Source organism: Streptomyces sp. URMC 129, assembly GCF_051386415.1.
Lineage (GTDB): Bacteria > Actinomycetota > Actinomycetes > Streptomycetales > Streptomycetaceae > Streptomyces.
Window position 1 is genome coordinate 1 of record NZ_JBPQTQ010000083.1, and the last position, 20,390, is coordinate 20,390.

At 75.4% G+C, this 20,390-nt stretch carries 18 protein-coding genes, 1 pseudogene and 1 riboswitch; of the genes and pseudogenes, 5 read left to right on the plus strand and 14 right to left on the minus strand.

Annotated features, from left to right (window positions below):
• The 4 genes from ACSNOC_RS17825 to ACSNOC_RS17840 form a co-directional block, all read right to left on the minus strand.
• On the minus strand, positions 1–2,071 hold a 2,071-nt coding region (locus ACSNOC_RS17825; RefSeq protein ID WP_436748462.1), incomplete at its 3' end, for a putative bifunctional diguanylate cyclase/phosphodiesterase.
• Positions 2,072–2,252: 181 nt separating this feature from the next.
• Entirely contained in the window at positions 2,253–4,472 is a 2,220-nt protein-coding gene (gene ligA, locus ACSNOC_RS17830; RefSeq protein WP_436748463.1) for an NAD-dependent DNA ligase LigA, read from the minus strand.
• Complete coding sequence (locus tag ACSNOC_RS17835; RefSeq protein ID WP_436748464.1) at positions 4,472–5,512, minus strand: methionine synthase; 1,041 nt, start codon at positions 5,510–5,512, stop codon at positions 4,472–4,474. Before ACSNOC_RS17835 ends, ligA begins: the two co-directional genes overlap by 1 nt.
• A 39-nt stretch (positions 5,513–5,551) precedes the next feature.
• Positions 5,552–6,241 carry an SDR family oxidoreductase gene (locus ACSNOC_RS17840; protein ID WP_436748465.1) on the minus strand — a complete coding sequence of 230 codons (690 nt, stop codon included), beginning with the start codon at positions 6,239–6,241 and terminating at the stop codon, positions 5,552–5,554.
• 44 nt (positions 6,242–6,285) lie between these two features.
• Between ACSNOC_RS17840 and ACSNOC_RS17845 the strand changes: the two genes are divergently transcribed.
• Positions 6,286–7,086 carry a carbon-nitrogen hydrolase family protein gene (locus ACSNOC_RS17845; RefSeq protein WP_436748466.1) on the plus strand — a complete coding sequence of 267 codons (801 nt, stop codon included), beginning with the start codon at positions 6,286–6,288 and terminating at the stop codon, positions 7,084–7,086.
• A gap of 27 nt (positions 7,087–7,113) precedes the next feature.
• On the opposite strand, the gene mnmA is transcribed toward ACSNOC_RS17845, so the two are convergent.
• Positions 7,114–8,244: a tRNA 2-thiouridine(34) synthase MnmA gene (gene mnmA, locus ACSNOC_RS17850; protein ID WP_436748467.1), complete on the minus strand. Its 1,131-nt coding sequence runs from the start codon at positions 8,242–8,244 to the stop codon at positions 7,114–7,116.
• A gap of 21 nt (positions 8,245–8,265) precedes the next feature.
• Complete coding sequence (locus ACSNOC_RS17855) at positions 8,266–9,435, minus strand: cysteine desulfurase family protein (protein ID WP_436748468.1); 1,170 nt, start codon at positions 9,433–9,435, stop codon at positions 8,266–8,268.
• A gap of 139 nt (positions 9,436–9,574) precedes the next feature.
• On the opposite strand from ACSNOC_RS17855, the gene ACSNOC_RS17860 reads away from it, so the two are divergent.
• A complete protein-coding gene (locus tag ACSNOC_RS17860) occupies positions 9,575–10,243 on the plus strand; it encodes an N-acetylmuramoyl-L-alanine amidase (RefSeq protein WP_436748469.1) in 669 nt (222 codons plus the stop codon).
• On the opposite strand, the gene ACSNOC_RS17865 is transcribed toward ACSNOC_RS17860, so the two are convergent.
• The 7 genes and pseudogenes from ACSNOC_RS17865 to ACSNOC_RS17895 form a co-directional block, all read right to left on the minus strand.
• The gene (locus tag ACSNOC_RS17865) at positions 10,236–10,412 is read right to left on the minus strand and encodes a hypothetical protein (RefSeq protein WP_436748470.1); all 177 of its coding nucleotides are present in this window, start codon (positions 10,410–10,412) and stop codon (positions 10,236–10,238) included. The genes ACSNOC_RS17860 and ACSNOC_RS17865 overlap by 8 nt on opposite strands.
• 118 nt (positions 10,413–10,530) lie before the next feature.
• Positions 10,531–11,145, minus strand: a pseudogene (locus ACSNOC_RS17870) (peptidoglycan recognition protein family protein); the annotation flags it as partial.
• A gap of 150 nt (positions 11,146–11,295) precedes the next feature.
• Positions 11,296–11,841, minus strand: coding sequence for a TetR/AcrR family transcriptional regulator (locus ACSNOC_RS17875; RefSeq protein ID WP_436748471.1), 546 nt, complete (start codon positions 11,839–11,841; stop codon positions 11,296–11,298).
• Between the two features lie 65 nt (positions 11,842–11,906).
• Positions 11,907–12,113: a hypothetical protein gene (locus ACSNOC_RS17880; protein WP_436748472.1), complete on the minus strand. Its 207-nt coding sequence runs from the start codon at positions 12,111–12,113 to the stop codon at positions 11,907–11,909.
• A gap of 361 nt (positions 12,114–12,474) precedes the next feature.
• Positions 12,475–12,951, minus strand: coding sequence for a Dps family protein (locus ACSNOC_RS17885; protein WP_436748473.1), 477 nt, complete (start codon positions 12,949–12,951; stop codon positions 12,475–12,477).
• A gap of 119 nt (positions 12,952–13,070) precedes the next feature.
• Entirely contained in the window at positions 13,071–13,847 is a 777-nt protein-coding gene (locus ACSNOC_RS17890) for an enhanced serine sensitivity protein SseB C-terminal domain-containing protein (protein WP_436748474.1), read from the minus strand.
• A gap of 111 nt (positions 13,848–13,958) precedes the next feature.
• The gene (locus ACSNOC_RS17895) at positions 13,959–14,726 is read right to left on the minus strand and encodes an enhanced serine sensitivity protein SseB (RefSeq protein ID WP_436748475.1); all 768 of its coding nucleotides are present in this window, start codon (positions 14,724–14,726) and stop codon (positions 13,959–13,961) included.
• Positions 14,727–14,875: 149 nt separating this feature from the next.
• A riboswitch (glycine riboswitch) is annotated at positions 14,876–14,967 on the plus strand.
• 173 nt (positions 14,968–15,140) lie between these two features.
• Between ACSNOC_RS17895 and gcvT the strand changes: the two genes are divergently transcribed.
• Together gcvT and gcvH are read left to right on the plus strand one after the other, a co-directional pair.
• Positions 15,141–16,271, plus strand: coding sequence for a glycine cleavage system aminomethyltransferase GcvT (gene gcvT, locus ACSNOC_RS17900; RefSeq protein ID WP_436748476.1), 1,131 nt, complete (start codon positions 15,141–15,143; stop codon positions 16,269–16,271).
• A 50-nt stretch (positions 16,272–16,321) separates the two neighbouring features.
• Positions 16,322–16,705, plus strand: a complete 384-nt coding sequence (gcvH, locus tag ACSNOC_RS17905) for a glycine cleavage system protein GcvH (RefSeq protein WP_436748477.1) — start codon at positions 16,322–16,324, stop codon at positions 16,703–16,705.
• 49 nt (positions 16,706–16,754) lie between these two features.
• Here gcvH and ACSNOC_RS17910 read toward each other — a convergent pair whose 3' ends face one another.
• Positions 16,755–18,581: a protein kinase domain-containing protein gene (locus ACSNOC_RS17910; RefSeq protein WP_436748478.1), complete on the minus strand. Its 1,827-nt coding sequence runs from the start codon at positions 18,579–18,581 to the stop codon at positions 16,755–16,757.
• 269 nt (positions 18,582–18,850) lie between these two features.
• Between ACSNOC_RS17910 and ACSNOC_RS17915 the strand changes: the two genes are divergently transcribed.
• Positions 18,851–20,359, plus strand: coding sequence for an FAD-dependent oxidoreductase (locus ACSNOC_RS17915; protein ID WP_436748479.1), 1,509 nt, complete (start codon positions 18,851–18,853; stop codon positions 20,357–20,359).
• The last annotated feature ends 31 nt before the right edge of the window (positions 20,360–20,390 follow it).

Below are 20,390 nucleotides of genomic sequence, written 5' to 3' on the forward strand. Positions count from 1 at the left end.
GGGCGGGCGGGCCGGTGATGGCGACCGTGCTGGGGTGGTGCGCGGCGCCGTCGCGGGCGCGCAGCCAGGCGGTGGTCTCGGCGGCCGGCATGGCGGCGGCCACCAGCCAGCCCTGCACGGCGTCGCAGCCCAGGTCGCGCAGCCGCTCCCAGGTCTCGTCGTCCTCGACGCCCTCGGCCACGACCACGAGGCCGAGGGAGTGCGCGAGTTCGACCGTGCAGCGGACGATCTCGGCGTCCTCGCTGTCGACGGCGAGGCGGGCCACGAAGGACCGGTCGATCTTCAGCTCGCTGACCGGGAGGCGGCGGAGGTGGACCAGCGAGGAGTATCCGGTGCCGAAGTCGTCCAGCGACATCTTCACGCCGTGGCCGGTGAGCCCGGCGAGGGTGTCGGCGGCCTGCTGCGGGTCCTCCAGCATCACGTGCTCGGTGATCTCCAGCTGGAGCGAGCCGGCGGGGACTCCGTGCCGGGCCAGCCGGGCCGCCACGGCGCCGGCGAAGCCGGGGGTGTAGACGTCGCGGGGCGACACGTTGACCGCGACGGGGACGGTGAGGCCGGCGGCGCGCCAGCGGGCGACCTGGCCGAGCGCGGTCTCCAGCACGTACTCGGTGAGGCGGGGCATCAGTCCCGAGGTCTCCGCGATGGCGATGAACTCGTCCGGGGGGACCCGGCCGCGGTCCGGGTGGTGCCAGCGGACCAGGGCCTCCAGGCCGGTGACGACGCCGTCGAAGCCGACCTTGGGCTGGTAGTGCAGCTCGACCTGGCCCACGTCGAGGGCGCGGCGCAGGTCGCCGAGGAGGGCGAGCCGGTCGGGGGTGTTGCCGTCGCGGCTGGCGTCGTAGACCTCGACGCCGCTGCGGTCGCGCTTGGCGGCGTACATGGCGACGTCGGCGCGGCGGAGCAGGCCCTCGCCCTCGGGGGCGTGCTCGGGGAAGACGGCGACGCCCGCGCTGGCCTCGACGACGAGCGTCAGCCCGTCGAGGTCGAGCGGGGCGCCGAGGGAGCCGATGATGGCGCGGGCGGCGCGCTGGGCGCTGGTGGCGGAGGCGACGCGGGGCAGCAGGACGGCGAACTCGTCGCCGCCGAGGCGGGCGACCTCCGCGTCGCGGGGCAGGTCCCGCTGGATGCGGTCGGCGATCTGGAGGAGGAGCCGGTCGCCGGTGAGGTGGCCGAGGGTGTCGTTGACGGAGCGGAAGCTGTCGAGGTCGATGAGGACGAGGGCGGCCCGGTCGCCGGTGACGGCGGCCTCGTTGAGCGCGGTCCTGGTCCGCTCCAGCAGCCACTGCCGGTTGCGCAGCCCGGTGAGGGGATCGAGGAGCTGGTCCTCGTCGCGGGCGCGGGCCATCCAGAACGAGGAGTCGAGGGCTATCAGCGGCACCGCGAACAGCGGCAGCACCACGGGCTTGTCGACCGCGACCACGACGACGAGGGGGGCTATGCACAGCAGCGCCACCGCGACCAGGCCCTGCCGGAGGAGGGCGGTGCCGGCCAGCGAGGGGAGGCCGCCGGGCGGGGTGGTGCTCAGCCACAGCAGGGTGCGGGATATCGCCAGGTAGGCGCAGGCGCCCAGGAGGAGCTGGGGCAGGGTCGAGGTCTGCCAGTCGACGGGCTCCCAGGGATGCTCGACGCTGGGCCGGGTGCCCCAGGCGGCCAGGGCGAGCGCCGCGGCGCCGACGCCGAGCATGTCGATGGCGCCGTGCAGCAGCGCGTCCGGCCAGCGGTCGCGGCGGGCGGCACCGACCAGGGTGACCACGGAGAGGCTGACCAGCGCGGCCGGCACCCAGCCGTAGAGCAGCAGCATCGCCAGGGCGAGCGCGGCGCCCGAGGGGCTGCCGCCCCACCAGCGGTCGCGGCCCACGGCGACCAGGTGCGCGACGACGAGACCGGTGAGGAGCGCGAAGCCCCAGCCCGCGCGCTCGCCGGGAAAGAGCGCGCGTCCCTCGGCGAGGACGCGGATCACACCGATGAGGAACGCGATACCGGCTCCGGCGAGGATGGCGGGTCCGAGATACCGGTACAGACCGCCGGGACCACGCGGGGTGGTCGGTCTCCCTTGGCGGGCTGACTGCATGCGGGGTCCCTCTCACGGCTGGATTCGCCCGCGCCCGGGGCGGGCGCACCACCCCACCCTAGGCCGCCGGGGGCCGTGTGCGGCAGGGAACCTTCCCGGCCACTGACAGCCTTTCATATCTTCATATTTCTTTGGCATATGCCGTTGGACCGGGGCGCCCCGGGCGGCGGGTGCCGGAGCGTCAGGAAGCGGGCCCCTCCTCGGGAACGAGAGCCAGCTCCCGGGCGGCGTCCGGCCCCTGCTCCAGCAGGACCGCGAAGCCCGCCTCGTCCAGCACCGGCACCTTCAGCTGCACGGCCTTGTCGTATTTGGAGCCGGGGCTCTCGCCGACGATCACGAAATCCGTCTTCTTGGAGACGGAGCCGGTGACCTTCGCCCCCCGGCTCTGCAACGCCTCTTTCGCGCCATCCCGGGTGAAGTCCCGCAGCGTGCCCGTGACCACGGCCGTGACGCCCGCCAGCGGGCGCGGACCGGCGTCGGCCCGCTCCTCCTCCGCCAGCCGCACCCCGGCCGCCCGCCACCGCTCCACGATCTCCCGGTGCCACGGCTCGGCGAACCAGTCCTTCAGCGAGGCGGCGATGGTCGGGCCCACCCCCTCGGTGGCGGCCAGCTCCTCCTCGCTCGCCTCCGCGATCCGGTCCAGCGACCGGAACTCGCGGGCCAGCGCCTCCGCCGCCACCGGGCCGACGTGCCGGATCGACAGGCCCGCGATGATCCGGGCCAGCGGCCGGCGCCTGGCCTCCCGGACGGCCTCCAGCATGGCCAGCGTGTTCTTCTTCGGGGCGCCCTCCTTGGTGGCGAAGACGGAGGCGATCTTCGGCTCGCCCGTCTCCGGGTCCCGCTTGGGCAGGCCGGTGTCCTGGTCCAGCACATAGGCCCGGATCGGCAGCAGTTCCTCGACGGTCAGCTCGAACAGCCTGCCCTCGTCCCGCAGCGGCGGCTCGGCCGGCTCCAGCGGCTGGGTCAGCGCGGTGGCCGTGACATAGCCGAAGTGGTCGATGTCCAGGCACCGGCGGCCCGCCAGATAGAACAGGCGCTCCCTCAACTGGGCCGGGCACGACCGGGCGTTGGGGCAGCGCAGGTCGATGTCCCCCTCCTTCATGGGCATCAGCCCGGTGCCGCACTCGGGGCACTCGGCCGGCATCACGAACTCCCGCTCGGTGCCGTCCCGCAGGTCCGCCACCGGGCCCAGGATCTCCGGGATCACGTCCCCGGCCTTCCGCAGCGCCACCGTGTCCCCGATGAGCACGCCCTTGGCCCGCACCACCTGCTGGTTGTGCAGCGTGGCGAACTCCACCTCCGAGCCGGCCACCGTCACCGGCTCGACCACCGCGTACGGCGTGACGCGGCCGGTGCGGCCCACGCCGACCCGGATGTCCAGCAGCCTGGTGTTGACCTCCTCCGGCGGATACTTCCAGGCGATGGCCCAGCGCGGCGCGCGCGAGGTGCTGCCCAGGCGGCCCTGCAACGGGATCTCGTCCAGCTTCACCACGACGCCGTCGATCTCGTGCTCCACCGCGTGCCGGTGCTCCCCGTAGTACGCGATGAACTCCCGCACGCCGTCGACGGAGCCGGTCACCCGCGCGGCCCGCGCCGTCGGCAGGCCCCACGCCTTGAGCAGGTCGTACGCCTGCGACAGCCGGTCGATCGTGAACCCCTCGCGGGCGCCGATCCCGTGCACCACCATCCGCAGCGGCCTGCTCGCGGTGATCTTCGGGTCCTTCTGCCGCAGCGAGCCCGCCGCCGCGTTCCGCGGGTTGGCGAAGGGCTTCTCGCCCGCCTCCACCAGCCGGGCGTTCAGCTCCTCGAAGCGCTCCATCGGGAAGAACACCTCGCCGCGGATCTCCACCAGCGCCGGGACGTCGTCCCCGCTCAGCCGGTCCGGCACCTCCTCGATGGTGCGGACGTTGGGCGTGATGTCCTCGCCGGTGCGCCCGTCGCCGCGGGTCGCCGCCCGGGTCAGCCGGCCGTGCTCATACGTCAGGTTGACCGCGAGGCCGTCCACCTTCAGCTCGCACAGGAAGTGGTACGGGATGCCGCGCAGCTCCTCGGCGATCCGGTCCGCCCAGGCGGCCAGCTCCTCGTCGGCGAACGCGTTGTCCAGGGAGAGCATCCGCTCCCGGTGCTCGACCGCGGTGAACTCCGTCTCGTACGCGCCCGCGACCTTCTGCGTCGGCGAGTCCGGCGTGCGCAGCTCCGGGTGCTCCTCCTCCAGCGCCGTCAGCTCGCGCAGCAGCGCGTCGAACGCGGCGTCGTCGATGACGGGCGTCTTCACGTAGTACCGGAAGCGGTGCTCCTCGACCTGCTCGGCGAGCCGCGCGTGCCGCTCCCGCGCCTCGGCGGGCACTGCTGACTGCTGCTCGACAGACGGTTCGCCGGCCACTGTCTCGTCTCCCGTCATCACTCAGGGTCGTTGGCGAGGGATCTCGCCGCCCGGACGCAATGGCGCAGCGCGGCCCGCGCGTACGCCGGGGAGGCGCCCGCGAGCCCGCACGCGGGAGTGACCGCCACGGACTCCGCGAGAGACTCCGGGGACAGCCCCAGCCTGCGCCAGAGCGACCTGACTCCCCCGACAGTACCGGCCGGGTCCGACAACGCCCCCGCCGCGGCACCGGTGCCCGGGACCACGCCCGCGAAGAGCGCGACACCGCCCTCCACCGCTTCCCCGATCACCTCGTCGTCACGCTCGGTGAGCAGCGCGGCGTCCACCGAGACCGCCCTCGCCCCGGCCCGGCGCAGCAGCCCGAACGGCACCCCCGGCGCGCAGCAGTGCACCACCACCGGGTCGTCCCCGGCCACCGCGACCAGCCGGCGCAGCGTCTCCTCGGCCACCGCCCGGTCCACGGCGCGGTGGGCGCGGTACCCGCTGGCGGTGGGCACCCGGCCGGCCAGCACGGCGGGCAGCGAGGGCTCGTCGAGCTGGAGGACGACGCGGGCGCCCGGCACCCGGCGCCGCACCTCGGCGAGATGGCCGCGCAGCCCCTCGGCCAGCGAGTCCGCCAGGTCCCGGCAGGCGCCGGCGTCGCCCAGCATCGCCTCGCCGTTGCGCCGCTCCAGCGCCGCGGCCAGGCTCCACGGGCCGACCGCGGACACCTTCAGGGCGCCCGTGAACCCCTGCGTGAACTCCTCCAGCGCGTCCAGGTCCTCCCGCAGCCAGGCCCGCGCCCGCCGGGTGTCCCGGCCCGGCCGGTCGCTGATCCGCCAGCCGCTGGGCTCGACGTGCGCGTACAGCTCGGCCAGCAGCCCGGCGGTGCGCCCGGTCATGTCGGCGCCCGGTCCCCGCGCGGGCAGCTCGGGCAGGAACGGGAACGCCTCCAGCTCGCCCGTGGCGACCCGGGCCGCCTCCCGGGCGTCCTCGCCCGGCATCGATCCGACCCCGGTGGCGGCGGCCGGGCCCCAGGGAAATTTCCACGTCTCAGTCACGTCCGTCGTGTCGGTCACGGTCACAACGTAAGTCACCGCGCCCCCGCCGCCGTCCGCTCACCCGGCCGGGCGCACGCTGAGGTCGGTGATCTCCGAGCCGCGCGGCAGGTCGAGGGCGGTCAGGACGGTGGTGGCCACCGCGTCGGCCGTCAGCCAGCGGTCCGCGTCGTACTCCCTGCCCTCCTGCCGGTGCACCTTCTCCTGCATCGGCGTCGCGGTGCGGCCCGGGTAGACGCTGGTGACGCGCACCCCGTGGCCCGCCTCCTCGCCGCGCAGCGCGTCGGCCAGGGCCTTCAGCCCGTGCTTGCTCGCGGCGTACGCGCCCCACTGCGGGTTGGCGCGCAGGCCCGCGCCGGAGTTGACGAAGACGACGTGCCCGCGGGCCGCCCGCAGCTGGGGCAGCAGCAGCCGCGTCAGCTCGGCCGGGGCCACCAGGTTGGCCGCGAGGGTCGCCTGCCAGATCCTCGGCGTCAGGTCGCCGATCGCGCCGAGGTCGACGACCCCGGCGACATGCAGCAGGGAGTCGATCCGGTCGGGCGGCGACTGGTGGCCGAGCGCCCACGACAGGCGCTCCGGCTCGGCCAGATCCCCCACCAGCGTCCGCGCGCCGGGGAAACGCCCCGCGAGCTCCTTCGCGCGCCCCGCGTCGCGCGCCCACAGCCACAGCTCGTCGCCGCGCTCCGCCAGCCGCCGCGCGACCGCCGCGCCGATTCCCGATCCCGCCCCCGTGATCACATGTGTCGCCATACGACCATGGTGGACTACGGCCGAGAAGCGAAGGAGAACAGCCCGTGCGGATCGCAGCGAGCCAACTGGTGTCCGGGGTGTCCCCCGCCGACAACCTGGCGGTCATCGCCGAGCAGGTGACGCGGGCGGCGGCCGGGGGCGCCGACGCCGTCGTCTTCCCCGAGGCCGCGATGGCCCGCTTCGGCATCCCGCTCGGGCCGGTGGCGGAGCCGCTGGACGGGCCGTGGGCGACGCGGGTACGCGCCCTCGCGGACAGCGCCGGGGTGCTGGTGGTGGCCGGGATGTTCACCCCGGCGGACGACGGGCGGGTGCGGAACACGCTGCTGATCACGGGCCGGGGCGTGGACACCCACTACGACAAGCTGCACCTGTACGACGCCTACGGCTTCGCGGAGTCGGCCACCGTCGCGCCCGGCGAACGGGCCGTCACCGCGGACCTCGACGGCGTGACGCTGGGCTTCGCGACCTGCTACGACGTGCGCTTCCCCGGCCTGTTCACGCGCCTGGCCGAGGACGGCGCGCGGGTCATCCTGGTGCCCGCCTCGTGGGGCGCGGGCCCCGGCAAGCGCGAGCAGTGGGAGGTGCTGGTGCGCGCCCGGGCGCTGGACAGCACGAGCTGGGTGGTCGCGGCCGGGCAGGCGGACCCGGCCACGGTCGGCGAGCCGCCCGCGACGACCGCCCCGACCGGCATCGGCCACAGCATGGCGGTCTCCCCCTACGGGGAGGTCCGCGCCCGGCTCGGCGCCGAACCGGGCCTGCTGGTCGTGGACGTGGACCCGGCCGAGACGGACCACGCCCGGCGGACGATCCCGGTGCTGGCCAACCGCCGCCGCGACATCGCCTGAACCACGGGCGGCGACGGCGCCCGGCCGTCAGCCGACGGCGCCGACCGGCCGCTCGGTCGCCGCGATCGTGGCCGAGCCGACCACCCGGGTCCCGTCGTACAGCACGATCGCCTGCCCCGGCGCCACCCCGCGCACCGGCTCCGCGAACCGCACCCGCAGCTCGTCCCCCACGGCCTCGGCCGTCACCGCGGTCTCGCCGCCGTGCGCCCGCAGCTGCGCGGTGTACGCGCCGGGCCCGGCCGGGGGCGCGCCGCACCAGCGCGGCCGGATGGCGGTCAGGGCCACGATGTCCAGCGCCTCGGCGGGGCCGACCGTCACCGTGTTGTCGACCGGCGAGATGTCCAGCACGTACCGGGGCTTGCCGTCCGGGGCCGGGTGCCCGATGCGCAGGCCGCGGCGCTGGCCGATGGTGAAGCCGTGCGCGCCGGCGTGGGTGCCGATCCGGCGGCCCTCCTCGTCCAGGATGGCGCCCTCGGCCGAGCCGAGGTGGCGGGCCAGGAAGCCCTGGGTGTCGCCGTCCGCGATGAAGCAGATGTCGTGGCTGTCCGGCTTCCGCGCCACCGCCAGCCCACGCCGCTCGGCCTCGGCGCGGATCTCCTCCTTGGTGGAGCGGGTGTCGCCCAGCGGGAACATGGCGTGCGCGAGCTGCCGGTCGTCCAGCACGCCGAGCACATAGCTCTGGTCCTTGGCGAGGTCGGCGGCCCGGTGCAGCTCCCGGCGCCCGTCGGCGGTGTGCACGACGGTCGCGTAGTGGCCGGTGCAGACGGCGTCGAAGCCCAGCGCCAGCGCCTTGTCGAGCAGCGCGGCGAACTTGATCTTCTCGTTGCACCGCAGGCAGGGGTTGGGCGTGCGCCCGGCGCGGTACTCCTCGATGAAGTCCTCCACCACGTCCTGCCGGAACCGCTCGGCCAGGTCCCACACGTAGAACGGGATGCCGATGACGTCGGCGGCGCGGCGCGCGTCGCGGGAGTCCTCGACGGTGCAGCAGCCGCGGGCGCCGGTGCGGAACGAGGCCGGGTTGGCCGAGAGCGCGAGATGGACGCCGGTCACCTCGTGCCCGGCCTCGGCGGCACGCGCGGCGGCGACGGCGGAGTCCACGCCGCCGGACATCGCGGCCAGCACGCGCAGGCGGCGGCCGGTATGGGTGTCAGTCCTCACCCTCCCAGAGTACGGGCCGCGTCAGGTGAGCCCCGCCGTCCTGGCCCGCTCGACGGCCGGGCCGATCGCCTCCGCCACGGCGGCCACGTCCTCCTTGGTGGAGGTGTGGCCGAGGCTGAACCGGAGCGTGCCGCGCGCCAGATCGGGGTCGGCGCCGGCCGCCAGCAGCACATGGCTGGGCTGCGCCACGCCCGCGGTGCAGGCCGATCCGGTGGAGCACTCGATGCCCTGCGCGTCGAGCAGCAGCAGCAGCGAGTCGCCCTCGCAGCCGGGGAACGCGAAGTGCGCGTTGCCGGGCAGCCGTCCGGCCGGGTCGGGGTCGCCGCCGAGCACCGCGTCGGGCACCGCGTCGGTGACGGCCGCGATCAGCTCGTCGCGCAGCGCGCCGATCTCGCGGGCGAAGTCCGCGCGGCGGGCGGCGGCCCGCTCGGCGGCGACGGCGAAGCCCGCGATGGCGGGCACGTCGAGCGTGCCGGAGCGGATGTCGCGCTCCTGGCCGCCGCCGTGCAGCACCGGGGTCGGGGCCCAGTCGCGGCCGAGCAGCAGGGCGCCGATGCCGTAGGGGCCGCCGATCTTGTGGCCGGAGACGGTGACGGCGGCCAGCCCGGAGGCGGCGAAGTCGACGTCGAGCTGGCCGACGGCCTGCACGGCGTCGGCGTGCAGCGGGATGCCGTGCTCGCGGGCGGCGGCGGCCAGCCCGGCGACCGGCTGGACGGTGCCGATCTCGTTGTTCGCCCACATCACGGTGGCCAGGGCGACGTCCCCGGGGTCCCGGGCGATGGCCTCGCGCAGCGCCTCGGGGTGCACCCGGCCGTGTCCGTCGACGGGCAGCCACTCGACGCGGGCGCCCTCGTGGTCGGCCAGCCACCGCACGGCGTCCAGCACCGCGTGGTGCTCGACCGGGCTGGCCAGCAGCCGGGTCCGGCGCGGGTCGGCGTCCCGGCGTGCCCAGTACAGGCCCTTGACGGCCAGGTTGTCCGCCTCGGTGCCGCCGGCCGTGAAGACCACCTCGCTGGGCCGCGCGCCCAGGGCCGCGGCCAGCGTCTCGCGTCCCTCCTCCACGGCGCGTCTGGCCCGCCGCCCGGAGCCGTGCAGCGCCGAGGCGTTGCCGGTGGCGGTCAGGTGGGCGGTCATCGCCGCGACGGCCTCGGGGAGCATCGGTGTGGTCGCGGCGTGGTCGAGGTACGGCATGGTGAGGCCGATTCTACGAGCCGGTCCGGAACCGGCCGCGGGGCGCGGGCGTTGACGGGGCGCGGGCGCGGCGACGGTGTGCGCGCAGGGGACGGGAACGGGGACGGGAACGGGGACGGGAACGGGGACGCGAGGGACCATGGGCGAGCGATCCACCACACCGGGCACGGGACGGCCGGGCCGCCGGGCCCTGCTCGCGGGCGGCGCGGCGGGGGTGGCGGGCGTGGGCGCGTTCGCCGCGCGGGACACGCTCTCCCGGCTGTGGTGGCGGCACTCGGGGACCGAGGCGCCGCGCGTGGACGGCGAGGTGGACCACCCGGGCGCGGAGTGGATCCCGGCCTCCACGGCGAACTACCGGCGGGCGAACCGGCCGCGGGACTACCCGATCGACCGCGTCGTGATCCACATGCCGGAGGCGACGTACCCGATCACGCTGCGGGTCTTCCAGGACCCGGGGCACGGCGCGTGCACGCACTACGTGGTGCGGTCCTCCGACGGGCACATAGCGCAGCTCGCGCGGGAGCTGGACGTCGCGTTCCACGCGGGGCACCAGGGCTTCAACGAGCGGAGCGTCGGCATCGAGCACGAGGGGTGGGCGGACGACCCGTCGTATCTGACGGACGCGCTGTACGAGGCGTCGGCGGAGCTGGTGGCGGGCATCTGCGAGCGGTACGGCATCCCGGTCGACCGGGAGCACATCGTCGGGCACAACGAGGTGCCGGACGTGGTGCGGATCTGCCCCGGGCCGCACTGGGACTGGGACCACTACATCGCGCTGGTCCGCCGGGCCGCCGGGTCGGTCAGCTGAGCGTCCCGAGCCGGGTCAGCTCCAGGGCGCAGCGCTGGGCGTCCTCCTCGCGCTCGAAGACCGCCGCGCGCACCTGGTGCGTGTCGGGGTCGGGCACATGGGCGAGATGCCCCTCGTCGGAGACCACGTACCAGCCACGCGTCTCGCTGTGCCGTGCTTCGTACCGCATGGCGGTCACCGTAGCCCTCACCGGCACGCCCGGCCAGCCCCCGGGGCGGCGCGCCCGGGGCGTGCCGACGGGCCGGGCGCGCCGGGGCGCGGACCGGTCAGTCCGTGCCGGGGTTCCAGTCGGCGCCGTGGCCGAGCCGGTCCCTGACGCGCTCGCGGACCTCGCCCAGCGAGAGCCCGGGGCCGCGCGGGTCGACCTTGCCCGGCTGCCACTCCAGGTGGCCGATGACCGAGGTGTCGCCGGACTTGCCCCAGCCGTGCGCCCGGCAGAGCGCGGCGCAGGCGCGGACGACGGCCTCGACCTGCTCGGCGGGCCAGGGGTCCTCGCCGTCGCCGAGGTTGACGCACTCCCAGCCGTAGAAGTGGGTGTTGCCGTCGGTGTCCGACGCGTTGGCGGCGGGCAGCGCCGACTCGGCGCCGACGGCGGCGAGGACGTCGCCGTCGCCGGGGCCGGCGTGGTTGGCCCGGCCGTGGCCCACAAGGTGCAGGGTGCCGTCCTTGGCGATGACGCCGTGGCACAGCGGGCCGGGCAGGTCGGCCCGGCCCCGGTAGCAGAGCTCGACGGTGGACTCCGTCCCCGAGGTGACGGTGTGGTGCAGCATCACGCCGTTGACGGGCCCCCAGGGGCCCGCGCTGTCGCGGTTGTTGGTGCTCCAGGACTTGTACTCGACGACGTCGACACCCTCGTCCCGCAGGGCGTCGAGCAGCTTGTCGGCGGTGAGTGGTGTGGCCATGAAAGATCCCCCGAACGGGATGATGGCGAGCAGACGGTCATACCAGCTGTACGAGCGCCTGTTCCGTCACACAAGGGGGTTAACGCGCCACCGGGCGTGACGGTCGTTGAACCTCCGGCGTCCGGGCGTTTCCGTTCAACAAGGGTTGAGTCAGCCGCCCACCGCGTCCCGCGCCGCGCGCACCAGGGTCTCCCGCGTCTCCTCGCCGTCCAGATGGCCGCCGACCATCGCGCCGTCGCGCAGCATGACGAGCGAGGCCGCGGCGGCGTCGGGGCGGGGGTGGCCGCAGCCGCGCAGCAGGGCGGCGACCGCGCCGCGGAACCAGGCGCGGTGCTCGGCGACCAGGCGGCGGACGGGGTGGCGCGGGTCCGGGTACTCGGCGGCGGCGTTGAGGAAGGGGCAGCCGCGGAACCCGGGGCCGCACACCTCGTCGGCCAGCCCCTGGATCAGCGCGTCCACCACCTTCCGCGGTCCGGACAGGGCGGTCTCGGCGGCCTCCACCTGGGCGCGGACGGCCTCGTCCCAGCCGCGCAGATACGCGAGGACGAGGTCTTCCTTGGAGGGGAAGTGCCGGTAGAACGTCGCCTTGGTGACCCCGGAGGTGGCGATGAGGCGATCGACGCCGACGGCGCGGATGCCCTCGGCGTAGAAGATCTCCGAAGCGGTCGCGAGGAGGCGTTCCCGTGCTGCTGACATGGCCCTCAACGTAACCGACGGCTCCGCCCCGCAGGAGTCCCGCGACAGCACCGGTGCTCCAGCCGTCACTCCCACACGCCGGGGCCGCCGCCGCGCCACTCGATCAGGGCGGGGTCGCGCAGGTCCACCTCGTCCGGGTCGAGCCCGGCCCGGCGGAGGAATTCCAGCAGTTCCCCGACCGAGCGCGCCCGCCCGAGGATCTCCTCCCCGACGCGCACGCGCCGGCCCCCGCCCGCCGTGGGCGGGTAGACGACGACGCGCGCTCTGGCCATGCGCCCAGCATGCGCCCCGGCGCGCCGGCGCGCACCCCGGAGCGGGACGGGCCCGGGGCGCGGAGGACCCCGGCCCTCGCGTCCCGTGCGGCGGGCGAGGGTCCGTCTTCGCAGGGGGCGTCCGGCCGCCCACGGCTCCGCCAGGCGGGGGGCCCGGGAGGGAGCCCCGCGGTGCGCGCGAGCGCAGGGCGCCGGATCGTCCTCGTACGCATGGGGGTCCCCCGGACGAAAGTCCGGGGGAGTACGCGGGCGATTCGGCACCGCGGCGAGCGCGCGTGCCGGACACCGCGGGCAGGGCGGCTCTTCGAGGACGGGCCCCAGGGCCGGGGTCCGGCGGAAGCCGTGACTCCCCCGCAGGTCGTCAGGCGCTGCCGTTCTCCGCCTGGAACATCCAGTGGTGCTTCTCCAGCTCCTTCGTGAGCTGGATGAAGACGTCCTCCGTGACCGTGTCCACCGGGCCGACGTCGTCGAGCCGTTCGCGCATCCGGACGATCACCGCGCCGAGGGCGTCCACCATGGTGCGGATCGCCTGCGTGTCCTGCTGCCAGCCGTCCGCGACCTTCGCGATGCCCGTGGTCGCGGCCACCGTCGAGGCGCGGCCGTCCGGCGAGAGGCCGAGCGCGGCGGCGCGCTCCGCGACCGTGTCGGACTGGTTCCGGGCGGTCTCGACGACCTCGTCGAGCTGGAGGTGAACGGAGCGGAAGCGGGGACCGATGATGTTCCAGTGGGTCTGCTTGGCGACCAGTGACAGATCGATGAGATCCACCAGCGCGCCCTGGAGCGCCTCCCCGACGATCTTGAGGGTGGCGTCCGGCAGCGTGCTCTTGATGGCGTACATACAGCGTCCCCTTTCGGAGCTTTCGTCCATTTTTGCGAAGTCTGAGCGCCAGGTTACCTCCGTGGGCCCGGGGCGGCACCGTGACGGGTAACCCCCGGTGGGCACGCGAAACCAGCGGTTCAGTACGGGCGCGGGTAGCCGTACCCGTGCTGGCGCAGCCCGCCCGGGTCCTGGGCGGGCGGGCCGGGAGTGTCGCGGTCGTAGAACGGGCGGGCGTTGGCGCGCAGCCACATCGCCACCGGGTCGTAGGCGTCGGCCATGGCCACCGTGCCGACCGGCAGCCCGGCGGGCACGGCCTCGATGGCCTGGCTCATCATCCACCGCACCGCCGCCGCGGTCCGCTCCCCCGGGTCGTCCACGTCCAGCCCGATCACCAGGTACGCCGGGCCGAGCGCCGGCCGCACCCAGGCCCGCCGCAGGCTGCGCAGCACGGGCGTGCGCCGGGCGAGCGCGACGAGCCGCTCGTAGAACGCGTCCGCCCGGACGCTGGGTTCGGTGATCCGCAAGGGCCCGGCGGGCAGCCGGTCGAGGCCGCCCGCGATCCGGCGCAGGTCCAGCCACGGGATGCCGAGCCCGCCGCCCGGCGTGTGCGGGTTGAGCCACAGGCCCCAGTGCTCGGGGTAGAGGGCGGCGGCGATGTCCCGGCCGCTGACGACCTCGTGCCGCCGCGTCCAGCCGCTGGCCACCAGCTCCCGCTCGGAGGTGACACCCGGCGCGTAGCCGTGGCCCGCGACCTCCACACTGCCGTACCGCGCCTCCGGCTCTCCCGGGCCGCCGTGCCACAGCAGCATCCAGACCTCGCTCCGGGCCAGGGCGGCGAGCAGCTCCTCGTAGGTGTCCAGCCGGTCGGGCGTGATCAGGGGCAGCAGCTCCTCGACGCTTCGTCCCGCACTCACAGGGGGCGGACCTCCTCGCACCTCGGATGCACCTGTGCCCGTCAGCCACCCCTCACATGCCCGGCACCGCGGCTCCGGAAGCCAGGGACCACGCGGACGGGTACCGGGCGCTCACGCGTTCCGGGCGTAGAAGGGGGGCACGCACTCCCGCAACCAGTCCACCACAGGGTCATCGGCGGCATCCAGCAGAACCAGCTGCACCGGCCAGACGACGGGCCGCGCGGCCAGGGCGCGGCCGAGCGCGTCGTTGACGGCGGTGCGGGACTTCTCGTCCAGGTCCTCCAGCTCCACGCCGATGAAGAGGGACGGCGGGCCGCCCTCCGCGCTGGCCAGCCCGCGGCGCGCGGTCCGCACGAACCACAGCGCGGACAGCTCCGCCGAGGCGGAGCTCAGGAAGTCGACCGGCTCCTCCTGCCAGTCCGGCTGGAACAGCCGCATCCGCGCGCCGGACGGCACGCCCGGGGTGCGCTCGCCCGGCGTGGCGCGGCACAGCTCGGCGACGGCCGAGGGCGGCACCGGAATGCCGACCGTGCCACCGGGATTGACGGCGATGCCGACCTGCGGCGGCAGCCCGCGGGCGAACTCCCAGGCGGGCGCGACGGCGAACGACAGATGCGAGGCGCCGCCCAGGTGGAGCTGCTCGGCGGAGCTGAACACCGGCACATAGACGCCACCGCCCAGGTCGATGGTGGGCAGGTCCAGCGACCTGCTCTCCGGGCCGCCGCCCTCCGGCAGCGGGATCCACACGGAGCTGCGGGAGAGCACCTGGAGCAGCCGGGGTCCCGCGTCCCGCGCGCCGAGCGCGGTGGCGAGGGCCTCCTCCAGCTCGTTGCTCGGCCAGCCGCCGCCGTAGCCGGCCCCCGGCCTGGGCACGCTCATCCCCGTCGACCCCTTGTCTCCCCGGTCCTGTCCGTCCGTCACCACCCTAACGGCTGAGTCCGCCCGGCCGGATGACCCGGCGGCACCCCTGCGACCGTTCATGCGATGATGTGCGAGCAGGACATCAGGACAATCACATACTGGCCGCTCGACCATGCGCGGGAGAGTCCCCGGTCCGCCGGGGCGCCGAAGGAGCAAGTCCTCCCTTGAATCTCTCAGGCCCCGATACCGCGCGCGGAAGGCGAATCTGGAAAGCGGGCCGTCCGCCGCCGGGCCCCGGCGACGCGGTACGGGCCCCACCCACGGTGCAAGCCGCGCCGCCCGGCAGGGTCGCGGCGAACCTCTCAGGTGCCGATGACAGATGGGGAGGGGACGCCCCGCCCCTGTCCCCCTTCCGCCATCCTGGAGCCAGCCATGACGGACGACACCGCCCGCACCCCCCGCCCCACCGCCCTCGACGCGGTGCACCGCGCGCTCGGCGCGACGCTGACCGACTTCGCCGGCTGGTCCATGCCGCTGCGCTACGGCAGCGAGCGGGCCGAGCACCAGGCGGTGCGGACCTCCGCAGGGCTCTTCGACCTCTCCCACATGGGCGAGATCGCCGTCACCGGCCCGGAGGCGGGCGCGTTCCTCGACCACGCGCTGGTCGGCCTGCTCTCCGCGCTGCCCGTGGGCCGCGCCCGCTACACGATGATCTGCGACGCGGCCGGCGGGATCCTGGACGACCTGATCGTCTACCGGCTCGCCGAGGACGAGTACCTCGTCGTCGCCAACGCCGCCAACGCCGGGACCGTGCTGGACGCCCTGACCGGCCGGGCCGCCGGATTCCGCGCGGCCGTGCGCGACGACCGCGACGCGTACGCCCTGATCGCCGTCCAGGGCCCCGAGTCCCCCACCGTCCTCGGCCGCCTGACCGACGCCGACCTGGCGGGGCTGCGGTACTACGCGGGCCTGCCCGGCACCGTCGCCGGCCGCCGCGCCCTCATCGCCCGCACCGGGTACACCGGCGAGGACGGCTTCGAGCTGTTCTGCGCGCCCGGGGACGCCGAGCCGCTGTGGCGGGCGCTCACCGAGGCCGGGCGGCCCGAGGGGCTGGTGCCGTGCGGCCTGGCCTGCCGCGACACGCTGCGCCTGGAGGCGGGCATGCCGCTGTACGGGCACGAACTCACCACCGCCACCACCCCGTTCGACGCCGGACTCGGGCGCGTCGTGCGCTTCGACAAGCCGGGCGACTTCGTCGGGCGCGAACGGCTGGCAGCCGCCGCCGAACGCGCCGCGAGCGCTCCGCCGCGCGCGCTCGTCGGCCTCGTCGCACGCGGACGCCGCGTCGCGCGCGCCGGGTACGCGGTGGTGGACGCCGGCGGCGCCGTCATCGGCCGGGTCACCTCGGGTGCCCCCTCCCCGACCCTGGGCAGGCCCATCGCCATGGCCTACGTCGACCCGGCGCACGCCGCGCCGGGCACCGGGGGTGTGGCCGTCGACATCCGGGGCAGCCACGAACCGTTCGACGTCGTGGCCCTGCCCTTCTACCAGCGCCAGAAGTGAGGGCGTGACGTGACGCCCCACCGCCATCGCCACCGACCAGGAGAAGCACCATGAGCAACCCCGGGAACCTGCGCTACAGCAAGGAGCACGAGTGGCTGTCGCCCGCCGAGAACGGCGTGGCGACGGTCGGCATCACCGCCTACGCCGCCAACGCCCTCGGCGACGTCGTCTACGTCGACCTCCCCGCGGTCGGCGCCACGGTGACGGGCGGCGAGCCGTGCGGCGAGCTGGAGTCCACCAAGTCCGTCAGCGACCTGTACGCGCCGGTGTCGGGCGAGATCACCGAGGTCAACCAGAACGTGGTGGACGACCCCGCCCTGGTGAACTCCGCGCCGTTCGCGGCCGGCTGGCTGTTCAAGGTGCGCGTGGACGACACGGCGGGCGAGCCCGACCTGCTGACCGCCGACGAGTACACCGCGTTCACCGAGGAGTGAGCGCCCCGTGGCCCTCTCCGCGTACTGACGGCGGGGCGCCGACCGGCCGTCAGGGCGGGGGGAGGGCCGCGGTGGCCGAGGTGGCGAGGGTGAGGGCCGTCTCGCACAGCTCTTCGCCCGACGCGTGCCCCGGGTCCTCCGTGATGACGGCCACGCGCAGCATCTCCGTCTTGTCCGTACCGCGCCGTCCGGTGAAGGAGCGGTGTTCCACCCGGACCGTGCACGAGCCGTCCCCGTCGCCGAGCGGGGTGACGAAGGCGTCGCGCCCGCCGATCAGGGTGGGCCGGCCGTCGTCGCCGCTCAGCGCGTCGTTCTGGTCGAAGCGCACCACCGCCCGGAGCGGGTCGCTGGTGCTCGACCACGCGCACTTCCAGTGGGCGAACCCGGGCTCGGGCTCCGTGACGTCGACGCCGGGGATGACGGCGGCCAGCGCGTCGGCGTCCAGCAGGGTGCAGGCGTCCAGGCGGGCCAGGGAGTTCTCCGGGAACGACCGCCGGGGGATCTCCTCCCCGGCCGCCCGCGTCTCCTCCAGCGCGGCGGCGGCGCTCCGGGCGGCCGTGTCGGCCATCTCGCACAGGCCCGTCGCGCCGTCCTCGTTCGCGTAGTCGACCGTGATCACGACGATGGTGTCGTCGGTCTCCTCGGGAAGCGTCAGCCCCCGCTCGCAGCTGTCGGCGTCCTCGTCCAGCGCCACGATGCCGATCTCCCCCTCGAACTCCCCGGGTTCGTCGCCCTCCCCGAACGGGCCCTGGTCGAACAGCACTTCGACGTCCACGGGCGGCTCGCCCGCCGGGTCCACGATGGCGTCGCAGCGGTCGAAGTTGCCGTACGCCCGGTCCAGTTCCACGTCCCCGAACCGGGCGAGCGTGCCCGGATCGAGCAGGGCGCATGGGTCGGCGGTGCGCTCGTCGCCGATGACCGAGCGCGGCGCGGGGTCCTGCCCCGGCCACCAGACGACGGCGGCGGCGCCCAGCGCCACGGCACCGGCCGCCGCCGTGACGGGACGCCACCGGCGGACGGCGGCGGTCAGCGCCCGCCGCCGGGGGGACGGGTGCGCGACGCGGCGCAGCAGCGCCCGCGCCTCGGCGGCGGTGGGCCGCCGGTCCGGATCGGCGGCGAGCATCGCCGCCAGCGTGTCGCGCAGCGGGCCGACGTCCGCGGCCATCTCCACGCTGCCGCGCCGGGCCCGGACGGCCGCGATCCGCCGGTCGCCCGAGTCGGGGCCGTCCGGCTCGCCGTGCGCCCAGGGGCGCGGTGGGACGCCGGTCACCAGGGCGTAGAGAGTGGCGCCGAGGCAGAACACGTCCGAGGCCGGGACCGGGTTGCCGCCGATCAGCTCCGGGGCGGCGTAGTCACGGGTGTAGGAGATCGGGCGCTCGGGCGAGATGGTCTCGACGCCGCCGAGCCGGTGCGCGGCGTCGAAGTCGGTCAGTTTGGGGACGCCGTCGCGGTCGACGACGATGTTGGCGGGCTTCACGTCGCAGTGCACCAGGCCGGCCCGGTGCAGCGTGGCCAGTGCCCCGGCGATCCGCGCGCCCACCCGGGCCGCCTCCACCGGGGTCATCGTCACCCCGGCCAGGCTGCCGTTCGGCGCGTGCTCCATCACCAGCCAGGTACCGGCCCGTTCGCCGTGCGGGACGGTCAGGACGTTGTAGACGGTGACGACGTGCCGGTGCGCGACCTTCGCGTAGGCCCGGGCCTCGCCCGGGTCGCTCCGCTTCAGCACGACGTGCCGCCCCAGCTCCTCGTCGTGGGCGAAGAGCACCTCGCCCCTGCCGGGCTGGGCGGATCCCCACGGCTCCACGCGGAACCGCCCGTCGAGGAGTTCCTCCGCCGCGTCGCCGTCCACGTCCTCCGCCGTCCCGTTCGGCCGCACTCCGTCCGCTCCCTCACCGTGGGGGCTGCTGGTGTGACCCGAAGCTACACCGTGACGGGAGGGCCACGCTGCGTTTCGGGACCTCGACTGCCCGCCGCGGGGCGGGAGTTCACGCAACCCACACCGGGCACCCGGGCCGGGGCCGCCCGCCGCCCCGGGCGTCCGGACGCCGGCGGAATCCCCGGCGCGGGCCCTCTCCGTCCCGGGCGCGGTGAGGGCGTAGCCTGCCGGTGCCACACCGCAACGCCACACTGCCGGGGGAGACGCGCATGGACGCCGAGGTCGTCGTCATCGGAGGCGGTCCCTCCGGGCTCGCCGTGGCCGCCGAGCTGGCCCTGGCCGGGGTGTCGGTCGTCGTGCTGGAGCGCCGGCCGGCGACCGTGCACTCGTCCCGGGCCGGGACCGTGCTGCCGCGCGTCCTGGAGCTGCTGGACGCGCGGGGCGTCGCCGAGCGGTTCACCGCGGCGCACCGGGAACTGCACGGCGGGGACGAGGCGCCCGCGCACATCTGGGGCGGGATGCGGCCGGTGCGCTGGAGCCACCTGGACTCCCGCTTCGGCGGCCTGTATCTGCCGCAGGGGACCACCGAGCGGCTGCTGCTGGAGTGGGCCGGGGAGCAGGGCGCCGAGGTCAGGCACGGCACGACGGCCGACCGGATCGAGCAGGGCGCCGACGGCGTCCGCGTCTCCTACCGCACCGCGGAGGGCGCCACCGGTGCCCTGACGGCCGGTTACCTGGTCGGCGCCGACGGCGCGCGTTCCACGGTCCGCGCCCAGGTCGGCATCGCCTGGGAGGGCCGGGACGAGACGTTCACCGGCATGGCCGCCGACCTCCCGTTCGCCTCCCCCTACGGCGACGGCCCGCACATGGCCGACAACGAGCGCGGCTGGGCGCTGCTGCTGCCCCTCGGGCCGCGCACCACCCGGGTCACCCTCGTCCACGCCGACCGGCGTCGTGCCGCGCGCACCGCGCCGATCACTCCCGAGGAGGTCCGCCGCTGCCTGCGCGACATCCTCGGCCGCGACCTGCCCGTCCACGAGCTGACCTGGGCGGGCCGGTACACCGACGCGCACCGGATGGCCGCGCGGTGGCGGCGGGGCCGGACCGTGCTGCTCGGGGAGGCCACGCGCATCGCGTATCCGGCCAGCGGCACCGGCATGCAGTTCTGCGTCCAGGACGCCTTCAACCTCGGCTGGAAACTGGCCGCCACGGTGCGGGGCCGCGCCGTGCCCGGTCTGCTCGACACCTACGAGACGGAACGGCGCCCCGTCACCGCGGAACTGCTGGCGAGCGTCCGGCGGCAAGTCGCGGTGCAGTTCGACTTCAGCCCGGAGGGCGTGGAGTTCAGGCGCTGGTTCGAGCGCGAGGTGATGCCCGTCCCGGAGGTCCAGCGGCGCCTGGCCGAGGACCTCAACGGCCTGACCGTGCCGTATCCGGCGCCGGCGGGCAGCCACCCCCTGACCGGCCACCGGGTGCCCGACCTCGAACTCCGCACGACCGACGGCGGCCGGACCCGCGTCGCCGAGCTGCTGCGCGGCCAGCGCCTCGCCCTGCTCGACCTCACCGGCCGGGACGCCTACACCCACCTGGACCTCGGCGGCCTGCCGGTGCGCACCGCCTCCGGGACGTCCACGACGGCGTCGGCGCCGGAGGGCGTCATGAGCCTGCTGGTACGGCCGGACGGGTACGTCGCCTGGGCCAGTCCCGAACCGCCCGACCCGGGCACGGCATCCCGCGAGATCTCCCGCTGGTTCACCCGCCCGGCCGACGGCCGCTGACGGGCGGCTGACGGCGGCGGGGCCGGGGCCC